This window comes from Pelodictyon phaeoclathratiforme BU-1 (genome assembly GCF_000020645.1).
GTDB classification, from domain to species: Bacteria; Bacteroidota; Chlorobiia; order Chlorobiales; family Chlorobiaceae; genus Chlorobium; species Chlorobium phaeoclathratiforme.
On sequence record NC_011060.1, the window covers coordinates 675,792 to 692,577 of the forward strand.

Here is a 16,786-nt window from a genome sequence, read left to right on the forward strand (position 1 = left end):
AGAGTGGTTGTTCTGGGAGTTGATCCTGGAAGTCGGCTTACGGGCTACGGCGTAATTCGTCAGGAGGGTACGTTTTTTACGGTGCTCTCTTGTGGAGTTATCCGGCTTCATCCTCGCAGTAGTCATGCGGAGCGTATTGGTCAGATTTACAGGGAGCTTGAAGCAGTTATTACGGATTATGCTCCTGAATGTGTTGCACTTGAAACTGTTTTTTTGAGCAGGAATGTGCAGTCGGCATTGAAACTTGGTCAGGTACGGGGTGCCGTAATTGCTCTTGCGATGAACCGGAATCTTCTCTTGCACGAATATGCCCCTCGCGAAGTGAAGTCGGCAGTAACCGGAAAAGGGGCGGCCAGCAAGGAGCAGGTTGCGTTTATGGTCGCAAGGATGCTTGCTCTTAATCCGGTTCCTGAACCTTTCGATGTTACCGATGCCCTCGGGATTGCGCTCTGTGATCTGCTGAGAGGCGGAAGCCGGGAACCTTTTAAGAGTGCAGGACAGAGCAGAAAAGGGGGAATGAGCTGGTCGCAGTTTGTTGGGGCATCGCCCGATATGGTTATCCGGTTATTTCAAAAATAAATTCACCACTGTGGAAGGTCGTATCGTAAATATCCCGAATTTTCTCAGTATTCTGAGGATACTCTTGATACCCTGGTTTATCTACTACTTTCATACGGGTCATCTTGATATAGCCATTACTATTATGATTGTGGCTGTTCTGACCGACTGGTTTGATGGCCAGGCGGCCCGATGGACGAATGATGTTTCAGAGATGGGAAAAATTCTTGACCCCCTTGCCGACAAGCTTTGTCTTGCAAGTGTTGCGGTTTATTTTCTCTGGGTCGGGCAGCTCCCTTTATGGTTTGTGCTTTTTGCTGTGCTCCGCGATATTCTGATTTTTATTGGAGCGGGTTATGTGAAATTTCGTCATTCAGTGGTGACGACATCCCTTTGGCCGGGGAAATGGGCGGTGGGTTTTGTCTCCATGCTCTTTATTGCCATGGTCTGGCCTCATCCGTTTTTCAGGGAATATCTGGTCAAAGAGTTTTTTTTATATCTCTCGACGCTTATGCTCTTTTACTCGTTTGTTCTCTACTGCCTGAGGTTTTATAAAATTCACAAGGGGCTGGAGTATCGGGCCTGAGTTTCAGCAGCTCTTTTTCATTCCCTGAAAGGGCTTTTCCCTTCATTTTCGGTTTCATTTCTCCCTGTTTTTTATAGTCACCATTATGCTTATCCTGATATGGATAACTTTTTCTGTGAAGACGGGATTTTAACGTAACGATACGGGAACCTCTTTCTTCATATGATGTTAATTGCATTAACACGCTTTATGGCGTTGGTTGCAAAATGTGGATAACTTGTTGATGGAATGTGGAGTCCGTGTGGTCAGCCAGGGAGAGAACTGTTTTGCAGCAGAGCACAGGCTGCTGTTTTTCAGGCCTCAGACGGAGAGGGGCGCCGGGGTATCTGTTGTGTGCTCCGAAGCGCCCTGCTCCAATTCTGCTACAGGGCACGCTTCATGCACACTGGGTTATTCCATTACTTGCTCTTTGGTGCAACCGTGGCCATGAGGGAAGCTTCGCATACAAGTTCTCCCCTTACATAGGCTTTGGCGTCAAATTGGCAGATGTTTCTGCGCTTGTTGGTCAGGATTGCTTCGATAACAAGTGTGTCGCCCGGAAGCACGGGTTTGCGGAATCGAGCCTTGTCGATACCCATGAAGAGCACGACACTCTCCTTGATGTTATCATTGCCGTTGAGCATCATGATGCCGCCCGTCTGGGCCATGGCTTCAAGGATGAGAACGCCGGGCATGATGGGATTTCCGGGAAAATGGCCCTGGAAAAACGGCTCATTGATGGTGACGTTTTTGATCGATACAATTTTTTCGTCAAGCTTGAACTCTATAATCTTGTCGATCAACAGAAAAGGGTAGCGGTGGGGGAGGATCTGTTGAATAGCATTGATGTCGAAAATAACGCCGGCTTTTTTTTCATGCTGGAACTGTCGGGCAAGCTTGTTACGATCGACATATTTTTTGAGCTGCTTTACGAACTCCACATTCGATGCATGACCGGGACGTGCCGCGAGCACCTGAGCCTTGAGTGGCATACCAAGAAGTGCGATGTCGCCGAGAAGGTCGAGCAGTTTATGGCGCGCAGGTTCGTTCTTGAAACGAAGTTCACGATTGTTGAGGATGCCATTGTCACCAAGTACAAGATTTTTGCTCTCAATACCGAGTTTTTTGCCAAGATCGGAAAGCTCCTGTTCGCACATGGTTTTGTCGATAATGACAATAGCGTTGTCGACATCACCACCCTTGATGATTCCCTGGTTTGCAAGGGCTTCCACTTCGCTGAGAAAGCAGAATGTTCTGGAGGATGAAAATTCTTTGACAAATTCTTTGTCCAGATCAAAGAGGCCGGAGTGCTGCGAGCCAAGCGCCGGGTTTTTGTAGTCAACCATGACGGTTATTCTGAAGCTGTCGAGAGGCAGGGCTACAATATCAACGCTGTTGTTGGCATCATGGTATTCAATGGTTTCATCGATGACCAGGTAATTTTTTGGTTCATCCTGTTCCTTGAACCCGGCTTCGATCAGCGCTGCGGCAAAAGGGTGTGAGCTTCCGTCCATGACAGGAGGTTCCGGGCCGCTTATTTCGATGCGGCAGTTATCGATCTGCAGGCCGTAAAGCGCTCCGAGAACATGTTCGGTGGTGTGCACCTTTACACCATTGAGTCCGATGGTGGTACCCCTCAGAACATCAACGACATTCTCGATCAGGGCTGGTATTTCAGGGCTGTCGTCGATATCGGTACGCACAAAACGATACCCATAGTTGACTGGTGCAGGTTTGAAGGTAATCATGCACTCTTTGCCGGTGTGAAGTCCGGAACCCCAGAGAGAGACCTCTTTTTGAAGTGTACGCTGAAGAATGAGCATAGTGGAATTGTTGCTCCTGTTTCGGTTATCCGTGCAGGAAATGAAGACTGATTGTTATAATGAAAAACTATACAGGCCCTGAAGATAAGAAAGAACTGATTCCTCTTCAAATCAGCCTGGTTGCAGGGTCTTGTCTGGTACTGGTTTTTTTATGTGAAATGTTTCAGCGCTTTTTCAAGCAGAAGAGGGTGGGTTATGTTGTTGCCTGCAATAATACTCTGCTTCAGAAAAACATCAGGATCCCCACTAAAGTCAGTGATGGTACCTCCTGCTTCACGGACAAGCAGGACACCGGCAGCAAAATCCCACGGAAAGAGTTTGTATTCCCAAAAGCCATCAAAGCGGCCACAGGCGGTGTAGGCAAGATCAAGGGCTGCTGAGCCTGCACGCCGAATGCCGGCAGAATCATGAATAACCTCCTTGAGCATGCCGATGTATGATTCGAGGTAGTGATACTCCTTGAAGGGCATGCCGGTTCCAATGAGAAAACTCTCTTTGTCCGTGCGGCTTGATATGGTGATCTTTTTTCCGTTAAGGTAAGCTCCCTGACCGCGTTCGGCGGTAAAAAGCTCTTTGAGAACTGGCTGATAGACCACAGCGGTGAGCAGCTCATCATCGCTCCCTTTGAGCGCTATGCTGATTGAGAAAACGGGAAAAGAGTGAATAAAATTAAGCGTGCCATCAAGAGGATCGACAATCCATGTTCTTCCTGAAGTGCCGGTTATGATGGTGCCCTCTTCGCAGAGCATGCTGTCTTCGGGAAAGTTTTCGGTGATAATTGAGCTGATTGCCGCTTCACAGGCTTTATCGACGTCGGTGACAAAATCCTTGAACTCTTTTACCTGGATTTCGGGATGGGAGAGTTCTCCGAATTTTTCAAGGGTTATAGCTCCCGCAGCATGAGCCGCCCTGATGGCTGTCTGCAGTTCTTTACTTTGAGCTCTCATGCAACAGTATGGGTTGGAGTTGAAGTGGTCGTCAATATAGCATTTCCCGGAGAGAGTACCTATAAGTCTCAGTCCTCTTGTTTCTGCAGGGAATTATCGGAAGGCTCCTTGTGTTTAAGGTGTTCAGTTCAATAATTTTAACACTGATGTCATGAATGTCAATATTCCGAAACTTGCGCTCTGTATCGGGTTGTGTTTCGTCTTCGCCTTTGCCGGCAGCACCTTTACTCCTGTACCGGGTTCTGATTGGTACTACCATGTGCTGAACAAACCTTCATGGAATCCGCCGGACTGGCTCTTCCCTCCTGCATGGAGCCTGCTTTTTCTGCTCATGGGTATTGCGCTTTATCTTGTTGTTCAGCAGTACTCCAAAGAGACAAAGATTCGTGGGGCTCTGATTGTCTTCGGTGCCCAGCTTTTACTCAATCTTGGCTGGTCGGCAGCATTTTTTGGACTGCACTCTCCCGTGCTTGCGATGGTGGTGATTGTCCTGCTCTGGTTGGCTATTGTGTTGACGATTGTGAAATTCCGTGCTGTTTCTCCGATGGCTGGCAATCTGCTGATTCCCTACCTCATGTGGGTGACGTTTGCCTCATTTCTGAACTTTACGATTGTGCAGCTTAATTGATTGAATAATTTTTCGCGGCGCTCAATCTTCAGGTGAGAGAGAAAAGGATGCGTTGAGGGTGCATCCTTTTTTCATGCGGTTAAGTGGGTTAATTGAAAATGACGGCAAGAACATCCATCTCTTTTTTCCCGTTTTTTGCAGCAATCTCACGGATGGACATGGCTGAACTCTCCACAGCAATCCCTTTTTGTTCAAGTTTCAGGATAATGCTTTCACTCTTTTGCCCGGCGACAACTGCCACGGTTTCAAGTTTCGACTTCTCAAGCGCTCTGGTCATTTTCATTCTTGGATTCTGTTCATTTCGGGCTGGCATAACTATGCTGAGTATGGTAATAAGCAGGCCAGCGCCGATAATGGCCAAAGCAGGTTTTCGCGTAAAATAGCCGGTAAAGGCTTTCCAGTTTGCTGCGATGTGTAACAGAACACCCGCGACCATTGCCCAGCTCAGCCATTCATGAACAGGTTTGGTGTATCCAGCTTCAATTTTAAAAAACATCAGGATGCCTGTTACGGCAAGAATGACAAAGGTTCCGGTGGCCAGCGGTGTGGCCCATGATTTCATTGGTGCGCTCATGGTTGTGTTCTCTTGTTTTTTTGTTTGTTTTATGATTTCGTGAAGGCATAGTTCGATGAACGCCACATTCGACGCTGATTGTGGTAAAATCTTGTGCAGGCGGGCGCCGACGGGGGAAAAAGGCCGGAAAAACAGAAAGCGCAGTCTAAGCTGCGCTTTCTGTTGTTTATCGGGCGATCGAAGAGTGAGCAAGCGGGAACGCTTAGTCGTTTTCCTGATCGCGGAGGTTTTCAAGAACACCGAAATCCTCAAGTGTCGTGACATCTCCCTTGATTTCGTTGCTTGTGGCAAGCTCACGAAGGAGACGACGCATGATTTTTCCGCTGCGTGTTTTTGGAAGACCTTTGGCCCATCTGATCTCATCGGGTTTGGCAATAGGTCCGATCTCCTTGGCAACGTGGTTGCGAAGCGCTTCACGGAGCGTCATGTCACCGACATATTCATCTTTCAGGGTCACAAAGGCTACAAGGGCATTGCCTTTGAGTTCATCAGGACGGCTGACAACGGCGGCCTCTGCAACAGCCTCGTGGGATACCAGCGCGCTTTCGACCTCACTGGTGCCAAGGCGGTGACCTGAAACGTTGACCACATCATCGACTCGACCCATGATCCAGATGTAGCCATCCTCATCCTTGCGGGCGCCATCACCGGTAAAGTACATGTCGTGGAATTCAGACCAGTAGGTTTTTTCATACCGTTCATTGTCGCCGTAGATGGTACGGAGCATTGATGGCCATGGCTTTTTGATAACAAGGTATCCGCCTTCGTTGGCTTCGCACGGGGTACCGTCCTTGCGGACAACATCAACCATGATGCCAGGCAGGGGACGAGTGGCTGTGCCGGGTTTTGTCGGGGTTGCGCCTGGAAGGGGAGAGACCATGATGCCTCCTGTTTCCGTCTGCCACCAGGTATCGACAATCGGACATTTTTCCTGTCCGACAACTTTTTGGTACCACATCCATGCTTCGGGGTTGATTGGCTCTCCTACGGTTCCGAGCAGGCGAAGCGAGCTGAGGTTGTGTTTGGTGACCCATTCATTTCCGGCGCGGATAAAGGCGCGGATAGCGGTTGGCGCGGTATAGAAGATGGTAACTTTGTGGCGGTTGATGATATCCCAGAACCTGTCCCACTGCGGATAATTTGGTGCACCTTCATACATCAGGATGGTTGCTCCATTAAGCATCGGGCCGTATATCATGTAGGTGTGCCCGGTGATCCAGCCGACATCTGCCGTACAGAAGTAGATATCTTCGTCTTTGATATCAAACACGTATTTGAACGAGCTTGCAGCATGGACCATGTATCCGGCGGTGGTGTGCAGGATACCTTTTGGTTTGCCGGTTGAACCGCTGGTGTACAGTACAAACAGCGGATGTTCTGCATCGAGTTCTGCAGGTTCGGATTCATCAGCGGCAAGGCCCATGAGATCATGCCACCAATGGTCCATGCCGTTATGCATGTGGATCTCTTCATCGGTAACTTTCAGGACAATGACGCTTCGTATTGACGGCGTATTGACGATAGCTTCGTCAACGATATTTTTCAGGTTAATGGAACCGCCGCGGCGTCTTGTGCCATCTGCACAGATGACCATCTTGGCGCGTGAATCGTTAACGCGTTCAGTGATGGCATGAGCAGAGAAACCGGCAAAAATAACGTTATGGACTGCTCCGACACGCGCACAGGCGAGAACGGCGATGACCAGTTCCGGAACCATGCCCATATAGATTGCAACTCTGTCTCCTGGCTTGATGCCGGCGATTTTCAGGACGTTTGCAAATTTGCTGACCTGGCGGTGCAGTTCACCATAGGTCAGAACCCGCTGGTTACCCTCTTCTCCTTCCCAGATAATGGCAGCTTTGTTCTTTCTCCAACTGTTGACATGGACATCAAGGGCGTTGTAGCAGATATTGGTTTTACCGCCGTTAAACCATTTCGCATAGGGAGTATTCCACTCCAGAACGCTATCCCACTTTTTAAACCAGTGGAACTGCTCAGCAATGCCTCCCCAGTAAGCGTCCGGATCGGCTTCAGCGGCAGCATAGAGTTTCTCATACTCTTCCATTGAGGAGATATGGGCATTGTTCGAAAACTCTGCCGAAGGCGGAAATTTCCGCTTTTCAGACAGAACAGAGCTGATCGACTCTTCTCCAGAAGACGAGGTTTCGGTGTGCTGTGCGTTGGATGTTGTTTCTTCTGTAGCCATTGATACCCATGTTTTGTGTGTTAAAAAAAAGGATACTCACCCCTTTTACAGGAAATCAGGAACGTGGAAAATAACTGGTTGAAACGGAGATAAAAAGCCGGACAGAGAGTTTTATGCATTCTCTGCCAATTTTACATAAAATAATTTTACAGGACAATAACAGTTGTTAATATAGAGGAAAGTCACTCTTTTTTTACAACAAAATTAACCAGTTTGTCTACAACAACAATTTCGCGAAGTATGGTTTGTCCGTCAAGAAATTTGAATACCGATTCTGTCTTTTTTGCTTCCTGAAGAAGCAGCTCTTTCGGGCTTTTTGCCGGGGCAAGAAAGGTGCCTCGCAATTTTCCGTTGATCTGGACGGCGATGGTTAAAATGCTCTCTTCGACAAGTTTTGGATCAAATGAAGGGAAGGGTGCCTGGCTGATTGAGTAGTTGTGACCGATGCTTTCCCAGAGCTCTTCCGTGATGTGAGGTGCATAGGGTGAGAGCAGCACAAGGAGCGTTTCAATTGCAGAGCGGTTTTTGCATCCCGACTTTTGCAGTTCATTGACAAAGACCATCATTTCGGAAATAGCCGTGTTGAATTTGAGCTGTTCCGTGTCCTCGCCAACCTTTTTAATGCTCTTATGCATACGTCGGAGCAGCTCTTCCGGCATGGCTTCCTCAGACAGCAGTGTCGCCGACTCCTCATGTTCCCCATAAACCAGTCGCCACACTTTCGACAGAAAGCGGCTTATGCCTTCAATGCCGTTGGTGTTCCAGGGCTTGACCTGTTCAAGGGGGCCCAAAAACATCTCATAAAGGCGCACAGCATCAGCTCCATAGCGTTCAAGAACGTGGTCGGCGGGGATGACGTTGCCGCGTGATTTCGACATCTTTTCATTGTCTTCACCAAGAATCATTCCCTGGTTGAAAAGTTTTTTGAATGGCTCCCTGGAACTGACAACACCGAGATCGAAGAGCACCTTGTGCCAGAATCGGGCATAGAGCAGGTGAAGGACAGCGTGTTCGGCGCCGCCGATATAGAGATCGACGTTCATCCAGTAGCGCTCTTTTTCAGGATCGACCAGTTTTTCCTGGTTTTCAGGATCAATGAAGCGGAGATAGTACCAGCAGCTTCCCGCCCACTGTGGCATGGTGTTGGTCTCCCGTCTGAAGGATCCGTGCTCATCGCTTCCGTAAAGCCAATGTGGAATATTGGCAAGCGGAGACTCCCCGGTCGATGAGGGGTGGTATGCCTCAACTTCGGGAAGAACAAGGGGAAGAGCGGTTTCCAGCCGAAGAGTACCATCATGATAATGCTTGATGGGGATTGGTTCTCCCCAGTATCGCTGGCGGCTGAATATCCAGTCGCGGAGTTTGTAGTTTACCTTTCTCTCTCCCGCTTTTTTTGTTTCAAGCCATGATGCCATGCGCTCGAAAGCTTCGCAAAAGGGGAGACCGTTGAGTGTTATTTCGTTGTTGGCGGAGTTGACGCAAATACTCTCTTTCTCTTCAAAGACGCGTTCCTGAACATCATGCGGACTCTGGATAACCTCGATGATGGGGAGGTTGTACTGCTTGGCAAACTCCCAGTCGCGGCTGTCATGTGCCGGGACTGACATGATAGCTCCTGTTCCGTAACTGATCAGGACAAAGTCGGAGATCCATACGGGAAGAGGTTCTCCTGTTGCAGGGTTTATGGCATAGGAGCCGGTGAAAACGCCTGTTTTTTCCTTCTGAAGGCCTGTGCGTTCAAGTTCGGTTTTCAGCTTTGCCTTGCTGATATAGTTTTTCACCTCAACTAACTGCTGGGCCGTGGCGAGCTTTTCAGCAAGCGGATGCTCAGGGGAAATGACAAGGTAGGTGGCACCGAAAAGGGTGTCGGGCCTTGTGGTGTAGACTCTCAGCTTTTTGTTGTGGCAGCGGAGCTCAAAATCAATTTCGACTCCTTCAGAACGTCCAATCCAGTTGCGCTGCATCTGTTTGACATTTTCCGGCCAGTTGAGTTCATCAAGGTCGGCAAGCAGGCGATCGGCGTATGCCGTGATTTTCAGCACCCACTGGCGCAAAGGGCGTCTCACAACCGTGTAGCCGTCGGCAATTTTTTCATCAACCTCTTCATTTGCCAGAACGGTTTTCAGCTCTTCGCACCAGTTGACGTCCACTTCCGACATATAGGCCAGTCCCCTCTCATAGAGTTTGAGAAAGATCCACTGCGTCCATTTGAAATAGTGCGGATCGGTCGTGTTGATCTCCCTTGACCAGTCGTAGGAAAAGCCCATGGCCTGAAGAGTGCCCTTGAAGTTCCGGATGTTCTCTTCAGTGGTTGTTTTCGGGTGGGTTCCTGTTTTGATGGCAAACTGTTCTGCTGGAAGTCCGAAGGCATCCCATCCCATAGGGTGGAGCACATTATAGCCGCAACTCCTTTTGTAGCGTGCAGTGATATCTGAGGCGGTGTACCCTTCAAGATGTCCGACATGGAGCCCGGTGCCACTGGGATAGGGAAACATGTCGAGAACATAATATTTTGGTTTGTCAGCATCATCACCTGTTTTAAAGGTGTTCTGCTCTTTCCACCAGGCCTGCCATTTTGCTTCTGTTTTTGAAAATTCGTACCTCATGGGGTGTTGATGAATATCGTTGTATCCTCAGAATTACATAAAAAAAGCAGTACAGGAATAAATCTGCACTGCTTTTTGACGTCATGTTGCATTTACTTGTTCTCTGCGCCGTTCTCTTTTGGTGCATCCTGTTCAGCCGCTTTTATGGAAAGGGCAAAACGGGTTTTTCCGGTGCGGGAATCCTTGCGGACATCAACCAGTTTGACCCTCACCTTTTCGCCGATTTTGAGGTGATCGCTGACCTTTGTGACCCTCTCACTCGATATTTCAGAGATGTGGACCAGTCCATCGGTTTTGGGAAGAAATTCCACAAAAGCGCCGAGCTCATCACGAATGTCGCGCACCTTTCCAATATAGATATTACCCACTTCCGGCTTGGCCGTCAGATTTTTTATGGTGGCCAGTGCGGCATTTGTTCCCTCACTGGTCGAGCAGGCAATGGTTATGGTTCCATCGTCATCAATATTGATTTCTGCGCCGGTCTCTTCAGTGATGCTGCGGATAGTCTCTCCACCTTTACCGATAATCATGCCGATGCAGTCAACCGGCACCTTGATGCTGGTAAGTTTTGGTGCAAAGTTGGCAAGTTCCTGACGGGTTGAAGGGATAGCCTTCTCCATTTCGCCGAGGATGTGAAGACGGCCCCTGCGTGCCTGCTCAAGGGCAGTTTCAAGGATGTGGTAGTCAAGACCGTCGATTTTGATATCCATCTGGCAGGCGGTAATACCATCACGGGTGCCTGATACCTTGAAATCCATATCTCCAAGGTGATCCTCATTGCCGAGAATATCAGAGAGTACTGCATATGAGGCTCCCTCCTTGATCAGTCCCATGGCGATGCCTGATACCGGCTTTTTAATCGGAACACCACCATCCATCAGGGCCAGCGTTCCTCCGCATACCGATGCCATTGATGAAGAGCCGTTCGATTCAAGGATGTCTGAAACGATACGGATGGTGTAGGGGAACTCTTCCTCTGTCGGAGCAACCATTTTGATGGAGCGTTCTGCCAGATTGCCATGTCCGATTTCCCTGCGTCCGATACTTCCGAGCCTTCCGGTTTCACCGACACAGAAGGGAGGGAAATTATAATGGAGATAGAATTTTTTGTCGGCACTGCTGGTCAGGTTGTCAACGGACTGGGCATCTTTTTTCGTGCCGAGGGTAATTGTTACCAGAGCCTGTGTCTCTCCTCTGGTGAAGAGTGCCGAACCGTGGGCTCTCGGGATGATGCCCAGTTCAATGCTTATTGGTCGTACCTGGTCGAGGGCTCTGCCGTCAAGACGTTTTGCGTCGTCAAGAATCATGTGGCGCATGACCCGTTTTTCGACCATGTGGATCTGTTCGTCAATGATATGCGGGTTAATGCAGAGCGCCTTGGCCGGATCGGTCGAGAACTCTTCGCTGCTGCATGTTGCTTTGAAGTGCTCAATGGTGCTCTCTATAATTTCATGGTAGATGGCGGCTGTCTGATCAGCGCGCTCTTCCTTTTTGAGCGGAGTGTAGGCGAGCTCCTTGAGGCGGGTTTCGCAAAGTACCCGAACCGTTTCAGTGAGCTCAGCCGGAATGACTGTTGGCGTAAAGGGACGGATTGGTTTTGCCACTTCTGCTGCGATTTCGCTCTGCAGAGCACAGAGTTTGCGGATGGCTGCGTGTCCGAATTTGATGGCGTCGAGCATCTCTGCTTCGGAAATCTCTTTCATCTCCCCTTCAAGCATGCAGATGGTGTTTTCCGTACCGCCGATGCAGATATCAAGATCGCTGTTTACCAGTTCATTGATGTCAGGATTGACGACAAAGAGACCGTTGATTCTGCCTACCCGAACTTCAGACATAGGATTCTGGAAGGGAATATCGGAGACCATGATGGCGCACGATGCAGCCAGGCCACCGAGGACGTCAGCGTCATTGATCTGGTCGGAAGAGATAACGGTAACAATAATCTGTGTTTCATAGAGATAGCCATCGGGAAAGAGCGGACGGAGAGCACGGTCGATCAGTCTTGCTGAAAGAATCTCTTTCTCTGAAGGGCGGCTTTCACGTTTGAAAAAACCACCAGGAAATTTGCCTGCGGCAGAATACTTTTCGCGGTATTCTACCTGAAGTGGAAAATAGTCCTGATTGGGGGGTGGTGTTTTTTTGCTTGAGACAACCGTTGCAATGACCATCGTGTCACCCTGGCGAACAACAACAGCTCCGTCGGCCTGTTTTGCCATTTTACCGGTTTCGATAGAGATAATCTTGCCTTGTCCAAGATCAATTTCTTTGTTAATAATCATGGAAATCGTGTGATAGTAAGTGATAAAAATGTTGTCCGGTTGTTTTCAGGCAATGAACAAGTACTAAAATATAACATAAAAAATCTCTTCCGGTAACCTGATCTCTCGCATTCATTATGCCACGATCTTGCCGTTATCGATAAGTCGGACTTTTCCCGCATAGGCCGCAAGCAGCAGTCGATACTCTTTTCCCTCTTCAGCAATTTCTGCCGGTTCAAACCGCTCTTCATCGACAAAAACAACATAATCGGGTCGCCATCCTGGTGTTGAGGCAATCATTTGCTCAATTTCGGCAGCAATTACCGAAAGGTTTTTTTTCTGCTCAGCGATGCTTTTTTCTGCATGACAGATTCCCTGGTAAAGAATGCCGGCCGTGCTGCGTTCCGTGTTTGAGAGGTATATATTTCTTGAGCTTACCGCCAGACCATTTTCTTCCCTGATAATGGGTGCAGCGATAATTTTGACATCAAGATTGAGATCTTCAACCATGCGGCGGATAACAGCGAGTTGCTGTGCATCTTTTTCACCGAAGATTGCAATGTGTGGTTTGGTGATATGCAGAAGTTTTGTCACAATGGTGGCCACTCCGTTGAAATGGCCAGGCCTTCGCTCTCCCTCCAGTCGTTCGCCGAGAGCGCCGCATTGCAGGGTAGTCTGATGGTTTTCGGGGTAGATGGTTCCGGCTTCAGGTGCGAAGAGGTAATCGACTTCTGCTGCTGTTGCAAGGGCAACATCCTGCTCGAATGGTCTGGGGTATTGATGGAGATCTTCGTTCGCTCCGAATTGGGAAGGGTTGACGAAAATGGTGAGTATAACGGTGCCAGCGCTTTGCCGGGCAAGCTTTATAAGGCTCAGATGCCCTTCGTGCAGTGCACCCATAGTCATGACAACGCCGATGAACTGGCGGTTGAGGCGCAGTTTTTCAGCGATTGCCTGCATCTGGCGGGGTTCAGTGATGATTTGCATCTTCTTCTTCTGGTTTGACTGTTTTTTTTCCGGGTGGGTGGACAACGACCACAAACTCACCCCTCGTTTTGCCGTCGGCAAGGCGCTGGCGCATCTCCTCAATGGTTCCGGTAAGATACTCCTCATGAATTTTGGTCATCTCTCGCCCGATGAAAATCCGGGCATCCGCCATGACGTTGCTGAGCTCATCGAGGAGCTTCATGATCCTGAAGGGTGATTCATAGACCACAAAAGTGGTTTGCAATGCGGCGAGGTACTCAAGCTTGCTTTTGCGCCCTTTTTTATGCGGAAGAAACCCCGCAAAATAAAAGTTGTTAACGGGCAGCGGACAGGCTGAAAGTGCTGCCGTCACTGCACTTGGTCCGGGAACCGGAATAACCTGAAGCCCTCGATCATGCAGTTCGTGCAGGAGTGCATAGCCGGGATCGCTGATCACCGGGGTACCGGCATCGGTGATGAGTGAGACATCGGTACCCTCTTCAAGCAGTGCGACAATTTGACGGATAGCTGCAGGCTCATTGTAGTTGTGGTAGCTGATGAGCCTTTTGGCAGAGATGTCGAGATGGCGGAGCAGAATGGAGGCACGGCGCGTATCTTCACAGGCGATAGCCCCGGACTCTTTCAGGATTCTTATGGCTCTCAGGGTAATGTCTTCAAGATTGCCGAGAGGCGTTGCAACAACGTAGAGGGTTCCTGTATGTATATGATCAGTTTGCAAGGGCAAAAGAGGAGGTTGAACAAAGGGTTAGTTCTGGTAGATTCACATTCGTTTTAGTATAATAATAAAAAATACGATAAACAGCGTTCAGTCAAAGATGATGGATCAAAGGCGGTTACTGTCGGTTAACGACCTGCGGGTGCATTTTTCCGGGCGGAAGAGTGGTGGATTGGGAAAACCTCTTTTGATACCTGTGGTTAATGGAGTCTCATTTGAGGTGTTGCAGGGAGAGACGCTTGGCCTGGTGGGTGAGTCGGGCTGCGGAAAAACGACTCTCGGGCGGGCCCTTATCCGTCTTGGACCCTCAACAGTGACTGGAACGATTATGTTTGAAGGGAGGGAGATCTCTGCCATCAGCAATCATGAGTTCCGTGCGCTTCGCAAAGAGATCCAGATGATTTTTCAGGATCCTTTCGGCTCGCTGAATCCACGCATGACGGTTGGCCAGGTACTTGAGGAGGTACTGCTGGTTCACCGCATTGCCCGGGGGGATGCTGCCCGACGCAGGATTGAGGAGTTGCTCGATCTGGTCGGTCTGAGCAGGGAGTACCGCAACCGTTATCCGCATGAGTTTTCCGGAGGGCAACGGCAGCGCATCGGTATTGCACGTGCGCTGGCAGTCAATCCGAAATTTATCATCTGTGATGAGCCTGTCTCTGCTCTTGATGTATCGATTCAGTCGCAGATCATCAATCTGCTCAAGGATCTCCAGCGGGATCTGGGGTTGACCTATCTTTTCATTGCACATGACCTGTCGGTTGTTGAATACATTTCCGACAGGGTTGCGGTCATGTATCTCGGAAAAATTGTTGAGATTGCTGAATCTGCTGAACTCTATGCCAATCCAAAGCATCCCTATACAAGAGCGCTTCTGTCGGCAATTCCCAATCCTGAATTCGGAGGAAAAAAAGAGCGGATTTTGCTGAAAGGAGATTTGCCTGGGCCCATGAATATCCCTTCAGGATGCGGTTTTCATCCGCGATGTCCCTCCGCAACGGCTGAGTGCAGCCAAAAAGAGCCCAGGCTTCAGGAACTCACTTCTATTAATAATGGACATCAGGTAAGCTGTTTTCTCTATGAATGATATGAACACACCAACAAAGAGGCGCGGCTGTTTTCGTAATGGCTGTCTTGCACTTGTGCTTCTTCCTCTCCTCATTTTTGCGGGACTTTTCTGGGCTCATCGCAGCTCACAGGCTCTTCCCGACCGTTTTGTGCTGGTAGTACCTCTCAGTGGCGGGATCGATGAGGTACGCAATGAGAGCAGTTCGCTCCCATTTTTGCCTTCGCATGAGTCACTCTCTCTCCAGGAACTGCTCTTTGTACTCAATCATGCCGTTGCGGACGAGCGGGTCAGGGAGGTGCTTCTTGATATCCGGGGGATACACACCTCTCCCGCCAAGATCGCTGAACTACGGGATGCTGTTGAAAAAGTCCGCAAGGGGGGGAAAAAGGTCACTGCATTTCTTCGCTCAGCCGAGGATGCCGATTATCTCCTTGCGACCGCATGTAACTCCATTATTGCCGAACGCGGCGGTTTTCTTCTTCTCGATGGGCTGAAGGTGGAGTCGCTCTTTTATACCAGCCCGCTTGGAAAACTTGGAGTTCAGGTTCAGGCTGCGCAGTGGAAAAAGTACAAGAGCGGTATTGAGCCCTTTGTCAGAACCGGGGCGAGCAAGGAGTACCTCGAACAGATCAATGCGCTGCTTGATGAGTTCTATGATGATTACCTTGGTTACGTTTCAAAGCGGCGCGGCATGAGCCGAAGCTCTTTTGAGGCGCTCATCAACAATGATCCTCTGGTGTCGGCCAAAAAAGCCCAAACGCTCGGACTGGTTGATGGCATCGCCTCCTTCTGGGAGTTGCAGCGTCAGTTGACCAGAAAAGTGTCAGGAAAGGAGCTTGCCCGTGATAACGATGTTTTTGTCAGTGGAGCCCGCTACCGTTCTGCCGTTGCCTGGCCCCAAAAAGGGGAGAGTGATGAGCGCATTGCGGTGATCACCATGTCAGGCATGATCGTTCACTCGGCAGGGGAGATGGGTGAGGGTATCGATATTGAGATGCTGAAAAATTCGCTTGATGCAGCGCTGGAGGATAAAGCGGTTAAAGCTCTTGTTGTCCGCATTGACAGTCCCGGCGGTGATGCCCTTGCCTCTGCAGATATGCTGCAGATGCTCGACTCGGCTGCTGTGAAAAAACCTCTTGTGGTCTCCATGTCGGGTGTCGCCGCTTCGGGAGGCTATATGGCTGCCCTTGCAGGGAAAACCATTTTTGCCCAGCCACTGACCATTACCGGCTCCATTGGTGTCTATGCCCTTAAGCCCAACATCAGCGGCTTGGCCGAAAAAATCGGTCTGGGTCGGGATGTTGTAACCAGAGGGCAGTATGCCGATGCCAGCACGCCCTTCAAACCGCTTGAGGGGCAGGCCTACAACAAATTTGTTGGAGCATCGGGCGAAATCTATGATGATTTTGTCGGGAAGGTTGCCGCATCAAGAAAAATGAGCATTGCCGCTGTGGACTCGGTTGCCGGGGGAAGGGTCTGGACCGGAAGCCGTGCCATGAAGGCTGGTCTGGTTGACCGTATGGGAGGACTCTTTGATGCCATTCATGCAGCACAACAGCTCGCTAAAATGGATATGGGCAAAAAGCTCCAAATCATCCTCTATCCCGAACAGAAAAGCTGGTTTGAGTCCCTTCTGCAGGGCAGGAGTGCAAGCCTCTCCGACAGGTTTGCCGCAGCCGTCAAACAACAGGTGCTGCATGAACTCCTTCCACAGAGGCAGTTGACCTCCATGGCCACCTTTTACGAAATGCTGCTGACATCAGGCCAATTGCAGATGCTCGCCGTCATGCCATCCGACATCATCATCGATTGATCCCGACAATGGGCGGGAAGACCCCGCCCGGCCGGAT

The 16,786-nt window shown here is 49.7% G+C and carries 13 protein-coding genes; 5 read left to right on the forward strand and 8 right to left on the reverse strand.

The window, feature by feature from the left end:
- Nucleotides 1-3 precede the first annotated feature (3 nt).
- Both ruvC and PPHA_RS03260 read left to right on the forward strand, forming a co-directional pair.
- Complete coding sequence (gene ruvC / locus PPHA_RS03255; protein WP_012507452.1) at nucleotides 4-579, forward strand: crossover junction endodeoxyribonuclease RuvC; 576 nt, start codon at nucleotides 4-6, stop codon at nucleotides 577-579.
- A 10-nt stretch (nucleotides 580-589) separates the two neighbouring features.
- Nucleotides 590-1,144, forward strand: a complete 555-nt coding sequence (locus PPHA_RS03260; protein ID WP_012507453.1) for a CDP-alcohol phosphatidyltransferase family protein — start codon at nucleotides 590-592, stop codon at nucleotides 1,142-1,144.
- Nucleotides 1,145-1,542: 398 nt separating this feature from the next.
- On the opposite strand, the gene PPHA_RS03265 is transcribed toward PPHA_RS03260, so the two are convergent.
- Complete coding sequence (locus PPHA_RS03265) at nucleotides 1,543-2,946, reverse strand: bifunctional UDP-3-O-[3-hydroxymyristoyl] N-acetylglucosamine deacetylase/3-hydroxyacyl-ACP dehydratase (protein ID WP_012507454.1); 1,404 nt, start codon at nucleotides 2,944-2,946, stop codon at nucleotides 1,543-1,545.
- A gap of 149 nt (nucleotides 2,947-3,095) precedes the next feature.
- On the reverse strand, nucleotides 3,096-3,893 hold the full coding sequence (locus PPHA_RS03270; RefSeq protein ID WP_012507455.1) for an inositol monophosphatase family protein: 798 nt from the start codon (nucleotides 3,891-3,893) through the stop codon (nucleotides 3,096-3,098).
- Between the two features lie 151 nt (nucleotides 3,894-4,044).
- Here PPHA_RS03270 and PPHA_RS03275 point away from each other — a divergent pair, with 151 nt between their 5' ends.
- The gene (locus PPHA_RS03275; RefSeq protein WP_012507456.1) at nucleotides 4,045-4,521 is read left to right on the forward strand and encodes a TspO/MBR family protein; all 477 of its coding nucleotides are present in this window, start codon (nucleotides 4,045-4,047) and stop codon (nucleotides 4,519-4,521) included.
- An 88-nt stretch (nucleotides 4,522-4,609) separates the two neighbouring features.
- Here the strand turns inward: PPHA_RS03275 and PPHA_RS03280 are convergent, their stop codons facing one another.
- From PPHA_RS03280 to rsmI, 6 genes are all read right to left on the reverse strand, one after another.
- Nucleotides 4,610-5,095, reverse strand: coding sequence for a DUF4405 domain-containing protein (locus PPHA_RS03280; RefSeq protein ID WP_041526407.1), 486 nt, complete (start codon nucleotides 5,093-5,095; stop codon nucleotides 4,610-4,612).
- Nucleotides 5,096-5,297: 202 nt separating this feature from the next.
- Nucleotides 5,298-7,301: an acetate--CoA ligase gene (gene acs / locus PPHA_RS03285; protein WP_012507458.1), complete on the reverse strand. Its 2,004-nt coding sequence runs from the start codon at nucleotides 7,299-7,301 to the stop codon at nucleotides 5,298-5,300.
- 182 nt (nucleotides 7,302-7,483) lie between these two features.
- Nucleotides 7,484-9,907, reverse strand: coding sequence for a leucine--tRNA ligase (leuS, locus tag PPHA_RS03290; RefSeq protein WP_012507459.1), 2,424 nt, complete (start codon nucleotides 9,905-9,907; stop codon nucleotides 7,484-7,486).
- A gap of 92 nt (nucleotides 9,908-9,999) precedes the next feature.
- A complete protein-coding gene (locus PPHA_RS03295; protein WP_012507460.1) occupies nucleotides 10,000-12,186 on the reverse strand; it encodes a polyribonucleotide nucleotidyltransferase in 2,187 nt (728 codons plus the stop codon).
- A gap of 114 nt (nucleotides 12,187-12,300) precedes the next feature.
- Nucleotides 12,301-13,152, reverse strand: coding sequence for a pantoate--beta-alanine ligase (gene panC / locus PPHA_RS03300; protein WP_012507461.1), 852 nt, complete (start codon nucleotides 13,150-13,152; stop codon nucleotides 12,301-12,303).
- Entirely contained in the window at nucleotides 13,136-13,870 is a 735-nt protein-coding gene (rsmI, locus tag PPHA_RS03305; RefSeq protein WP_012507462.1) for a 16S rRNA (cytidine(1402)-2'-O)-methyltransferase, read from the reverse strand. The genes panC and rsmI overlap by 17 nt, the downstream gene beginning before the upstream one ends.
- 97 nt (nucleotides 13,871-13,967) lie before the next feature.
- Between rsmI and PPHA_RS03310 the strand changes: the two genes are divergently transcribed.
- Both PPHA_RS03310 and sppA read left to right on the forward strand, forming a co-directional pair.
- The gene (locus PPHA_RS03310) at nucleotides 13,968-14,954 is read left to right on the forward strand and encodes an ABC transporter ATP-binding protein (protein ID WP_012507463.1); all 987 of its coding nucleotides are present in this window, start codon (nucleotides 13,968-13,970) and stop codon (nucleotides 14,952-14,954) included.
- Nucleotides 14,947-16,749, forward strand: coding sequence for a signal peptide peptidase SppA (gene sppA, locus PPHA_RS03315; protein ID WP_041526409.1), 1,803 nt, complete (start codon nucleotides 14,947-14,949; stop codon nucleotides 16,747-16,749). The genes PPHA_RS03310 and sppA overlap by 8 nt, the downstream gene beginning before the upstream one ends.
- Nucleotides 16,750-16,786 lie beyond the last annotated feature (37 nt).